The sequence below is a fragment of the Pseudoalteromonas sp. PS5 genome (assembly GCF_004103255.1).
In the GTDB taxonomy this organism is placed as follows: Bacteria; Pseudomonadota; Gammaproteobacteria; order Enterobacterales; family Alteromonadaceae; genus Pseudoalteromonas; species Pseudoalteromonas peptidolytica.
Window position 1 is genome coordinate 22,958 of sequence record NZ_RCSQ01000069.1, and the last position, 6,077, is coordinate 29,034.

1 protein-coding gene is annotated in these 6,077 nt (G+C 46.0%); it reads left to right on the top strand.

What is annotated here, in order from left to right; genetic code table 11:
- Positions 1-3 precede the first annotated feature (3 nt).
- On the top strand, positions 4-6,077 hold a 6,074-nt coding region (locus D9603_RS09630), incomplete at its 3' end, for a non-ribosomal peptide synthetase (RefSeq protein ID WP_128731144.1).

The window sequence follows — 6,077 nt, forward strand, 5'->3', positions numbered from 1 at the left end:
ACCATGTTGAATTTATGCCAATCACTTGCAAAGGATAATATTGCGCTTTGGGCCAACGTAGACAAGTTGAAGATTGTCCACGGTGAACAAGGACTCAGCCAACAGTGGGTTGACTACCTCAAAGCAAATAAGACCGTATTACTTGACTATCTTAAGTCGCAGCAGGTTTTTTCCGAGCAGGAGTTTGAACAACTCCTCGCGACAGAGCGTAAAAGAGCCTCTGAGATCAGTGCTATTTATGATGCCAACAGCATGCAAAAAGGCTTTGTTTATCATCACCTTGCCCAGCCTAACGACGATGCTTATCGCGTCCAATTAGTGATTGATTACCATCAAGCGCTCAACATTGATGCTTACCAACAAGCTTGGATACTGGCTTCAATGCGCTACCCTGCACTACGTACCGCATTTAACTGGGATAATGAAATTATTCAAGTGATCAAAGGAGGAGCTGGGTTCACTCCAGATCACTTTAGCTTTTACGACTTCAGTACGTTAGGCCAAATCGAGCAACAAGCACGTATAGATAAATTAATAAACGATGATCGCCATACGCCATTTGACCTCACTAAACCTGGGTTAATGCGCTTTGCTATCGTTAAACGCGCCGATACACATTTCACCTTGATTAAAGCAGAGCACCATAGTATCAGCGATGGTTGGAGCTTTCCGGTAATGTTACAAACCGTGCACCAAAACTATGGCAAGCTCGTTAATGGCGAGCCGGTGATCGTAGAAGAGGAAACTGCGTACCTAGAAACGCAGGCGCTGTACCAGCAAAACCAAAAATCTAGCGACACGTATTGGCAGACTCAAAAAGCAAAGTTTGCTGAGCCCAATGATATCAATCGATTATTAAGCAAAAGTATTGACCAATCCGGCTCTTCACAAATCAGACAAGCAGCGGCAAGGGAGTTAAAACTCTCCTCAGAGCGTTATCAGCAACTTAAGTCGTTTGCTAAGCAACAAGGACTAACATTGAATGTATTGATGCAGTTTGCTTGGCATAAATTATTGCAATACTACTGCGATGCTGAGCAAACCATTGTCGGTACGACAGTTTCTGGTCGTGAGTTACCGGTTGACGGGATCCATGCCAGTGTTGGCTTATACATCAACACCCTGCCCCTGGCACTAGAATGGCAAGAAGACGCTAGTATTGCCACCCAGCTGAGCGCTTTGAAAGACAAAATTGCTGAGCTTAACGGCCACAGTAGCGTTTCACTGTCACAGCTACAGGAGCCAAATACTCGCCTGTTCAACAGTTTATTTGTATTTGAAAATTACCCAACGCCAGCGGGGCAAGATGTACTCAAGTGGTCATTCGATAAAATGATTGAGAAAGTAGACTACCCGCTCACCATCAGTGTCGTTGAACAGCAAGACATTTTATTACTCAAATTAAGCTTTTGCGAAACCATGCTAGCACCGGGTAAAGCACAACGATTGCTCTACCAGATGACATTGGTGTTAGATGCCATGATTGCTGATGAACATCAGCCGCATAGTCAAATTTCTTTGTTAAGTGCTGATGAGCGAGCACCAATGGTTGAAGTAGATGAGCATGCGGATTATTTGCACACTACTATCCATGAATTAGTTACTCAGCAAGCACAAAAAACGCCGACGCGAATCGCGCTGGTTGAGAACGAAACACAGCTGACATATCAAGAATTAGAACAAAATGCGAATAGGCTTGCCGCCTACATTAAAGATCATGTAGACCTTAGTGTTAGCCAGCGCTTTGTCGGTCTATTCTGTCAGCGCTCTGTCGATATGGTTGTGGCTAAGCTAGCGATTTTAAAGGCCGGATGTGCATATGTGCCGCTGAACCCTGATTACCCAGATCAGCGCATCGAATATATGCTCAGCGATACTCAGCTCGGCCTTATCTTGACCCAAAGTGAATTGCGCCCACGCATTGCAGCGCTGGTTTCAAGTTGTCAAGCTCACCCGCAAATCACCTGTTTGGATAGCCTAGTGCTCGCAGACGCACAACCTGTGTTAACAGATGCAAACGCACACACAGAAGCCTATGTGATCTACACATCGGGCACAACGGGCGAACCAAAAGGTGTGGTCGTGCCCCATCGTGGTGTTGTTTCTTTGGTGCAAAACACCGACTTACTAAATACCTCTGAAGACGATGTATTTGTTCATCTATCTAATCCAAATTTTGACGCCGCCACGTTTGAAATCTGGACACCGCTGATAAACGGCTGCAAATTGGTCGTAGCAAGTGCACAACAAGGTGCTGAGCCTGACAGCCTATCGAGATTAATCAAACAGCACAGCGTAAGTGTGCTTTGGTTAACGCGAACATTATTTGATTCACTGTATTTACAACAGCCAAGTATCTATGACCATGTGCGCTGCGTTATCACAGGCGGTGAAGCTATCACCCCAAGCATAGTGAAGAGTATTCTTGCCAGAAGCGCTCGACCAGAGCTGATTGTTAATGGTTATGGGCCAACTGAAAGCACCACATTTACTACGTTTTATCCGTGTGCCGAGATTGACGGTCCAGTCCCCATTGGTCAAGCCATCAATCATCGCCAAGTGCTGTTGTTAGACAAATACCAAAAACCCGTACCTCATGGAGCGACAGGCGAGATATTTATCGCAGGTGCCGGACTTGCGTGCGGTTATCTGAATAAACCAGAGATGACGGCGTCGCGCTTTATCGATAATCCATTTGCAAGCGAAAAGGCCAAACAACTTGGGCTGGATAAACTTTATAAAACAGGGGATTTAGCACGTTGGTCTGAATCAGGGGCGTTAGAGTTCTTAGGCCGTAACGATCACCAAGTGAAGATCCGCGGGTTTAGAATTGAGCTTTCTGAAATAGAAGCACAACTGAATGAATTGGCACAAATCAAAGTGGCTGCCGTGGTGGTATTCGAGCAAGCTGGCAACAAGCAGCTTGCCGCTTATATCGTGCCAGAGAACGGTGAACTGGACTTAACTGCCGTAAAGCAGGAACTGGCCCAGGTTTTACCAAGCTATATGATCCCAAGCTACTTTGAAATCATGTCGGCATTACCGGTTAATAACAACGGTAAGCTTGATCACAAAAAACTGCCTACTCCCACCGTGGTGGATGAGGGCAATTATCAAGCACCCAGCAGCGAATTAGAAAAGCAACTATGCAGTATTTGGCAGTCAGTATTGGGATTAGAACAGGTGGGTGTCAACGATGACTTTTTTAGAGTCGGTGGCGACTCTATTGTCAGTATTCAACTTGTGTCTGCGCTGCGTAAAGCTGGTTTTAACCTCCAGGTTAAAGACATCATTGATGCCCCAAATATCGCAGCGCAAGCTTATCTCATTCAACATGTTAGTAACGACACCATTGAGCTGAGTACAGAGCAAGGCACGTTAAGTGGCGAGTTTGCACTACTGCCAATCCAAAAGTGGTTTTTTGATTTGGCGCTACCAGATCCAAGTCATTGGAACCAAGCATTTACTCTTAACTTGCCAAAGCACATTGAACATCGTGCACTGACGCAAGCTATTCAAGCGCTGAGCGCACATCATGACATGCTACGTTGTCACTTTGTTCAGACCAGCAACGGGATAAAACAAGCGTACCAGGAGGCAATGGAGTTTGAAGTGCCATTACTTGATGCAACCGAGCTAAGTAACAGTGTATTGTTTGACGAGCTAACCAAACTGCAAAGCCACTTTGATTTATTTAATGGCCCACTGTGGCAGGCAGCGTTAGTAAAAACAGCACAGGGCAATCAGGTGTTTTTTGCCTTCCACCACGTCATTATTGATGTCGTATCATGGCGTGTGCTAAGCCAAGACTTACAAACCTTATTGAGTGGCAAAATACTAACAGACAAGCTCACCAGTTACCGTCAATGGGTAGATGCCATTGCCGCCTACCCTGCAACTCACCCAGAGCAGGCGTATTACTGGCAACAAGTACAACAAGGATTTACCAGCCAACCTACTTACTCAGCACACTCACAGCACAGCATCATATTAGAACAAGAAACAACCGCTAAGCTGCTACGAGAGGCCAATCTGGGTTTAAGCACTGAGATAAACGACTTGCTGTTGGCGGCCCTCAATATTGCCCTGTACAGCACGTTTGAAAGTAGCATCAATCACATTCAACTTGAGGGCCATGGCCGAGAAAATATCGACCCCGGCTTGGATGTGTCACAAACCCTAGGCTGGTTTACCAGTATGTATCCGGTGCGCCTTGAACACCACAACGACGTTATTACAACCATCGCAAACACCAAAGAAATGCTGCGCCACATTCCAGATAAAGGCGTAGGTTATGGCGCTTTTGTACAAGCAGATAAAGTCATTGCAATCCGCCCTCAGGTGAGCTTTAACTACTTAGGTCAATTGAATCAGCAGCAGAAAAACCAAGACTGGCAGCTCGATGATACTCATGCAGGTTATGTGATGACTAAGGCGAACGCTCAGGCTGATAACACACTACTACTCAACATCAATGGTGCAGTTCGCGGTACTGCGCTTCACTTTGATGTAGTTTCAAGGTTAACCCCATCGCAGTCTTTGGCATTTGTTGAGCACTTTGAAATGGCGCTTCGCCAAGTCATCAATGCAAGCTGTGAACTAGCCGCGCAAGCGCCGCAGCAAACCCCAAGCGACTTGGGGTTAAATGATTTATCTTATGACCATTATCAAGCGCTGAGCAAGCGCTATAATATTGAAGCGCTTTACCCTGCTAATAGTTTACAGCAAGGTTTTATCTATCATGCCGTAAATTTCCCAACGGATGATGCCTATCGGGTGCAACTCGTCATGGATATTGAGCAAGCACTAGAGATTGAGCATTTTATTCATGCTTGGCGTTTAGCGTCGGTTCGCTTTCCAATTCTTCGCACCGCTTTTGATTGGCAAGAGTGCCTACTTCAAGTGGTGTGTCGCGATGCCAGTATTGACGACAGTCACTTTACCATCACAGATCTGTCATCCCTTGACGAGCACAGCCAACAACAAGCTATTCAAGAGGCGCAAGCCGCAGACAGGCAAATACCGTTTGATCTAAGCCAACCTGGGCTTATTCGCTTCAGCTTATTTAAGCGTGGTGAAAACCTCTACACGCTTATCAAAACCGAGCACCATGCCATTAATGACGGCTGGAGTGGACCGTTAATGCTGCAAGCGGTTGCGGGATATTATCGTCAACTTTGTGCTGGGGATACACCTGAGGTGCAAACCCAGCAAACCTATTTAGAAGCGCAAGCTTATTATCTTAAAAATGCAAAGAAAACGCAGGCCTACTGGCAGCAGCAACAAGCTGACTTCAATACCGCAAACGATATAAACTTGTTGCTTGGTGGCCAGTATGACTTGTCGCAAAGTCGAATTGTTGAGCAAGTGCAATCGGTACAGTTTAGCCTTCAAGGTGAGACATTTAGGTCACTACAACATACTTGTCAGCAAGCTGGCGTCACCCTCAACGTGGCACTGCAATTTGCTTGGCATAAGTTACTGCAAACCTATTCTGGTGATAACCAAACGATTGTTGGCAGCACCGTATCTGGCCGTGAAATTCCAGTCAATGGGATTGAACAAGCAGTCGGTTTATTCATCAACACCTTACCTTTAGTGGTGAATTGGCAAGCAGAAGCAAGTTGCAATGACATCCTCAAAGCGATTCAAAAAGGCGTAGCTGCACTCAATAGCCACAGCGACATGAGCTTGTCGAAATTACAGCGTGATGGTCAGCGCTTGTTCCATACCCTCTTTGTATTTGAAAACTACCCGACTCCAGAAAATACTGGCAGCTGGAAGTTCAGAGAATCAATAGAAAAAGGTGACTATCCACTTTCTGTGGTGGCTCAAAGCGAGTCAGACCGCTTAGACTTTGTAATGCACTACAACGCTGAGTGGTTAAGCGCAGCGCGGGCAGAATGGATCCTTGACCAAGTGCAAGCCATTTTGATTCAGCTGGGGGAGCGGCTAACAGAACGCCATCAAAGCATTAGCTTGGTTAATAAGCAAATGCAGGCAACGCTCAGTCAATGGCACGACAACGCCGAGTTATTTGCCAGCGATACAGACTTGGCAAGCATCGTGGAGCAGCA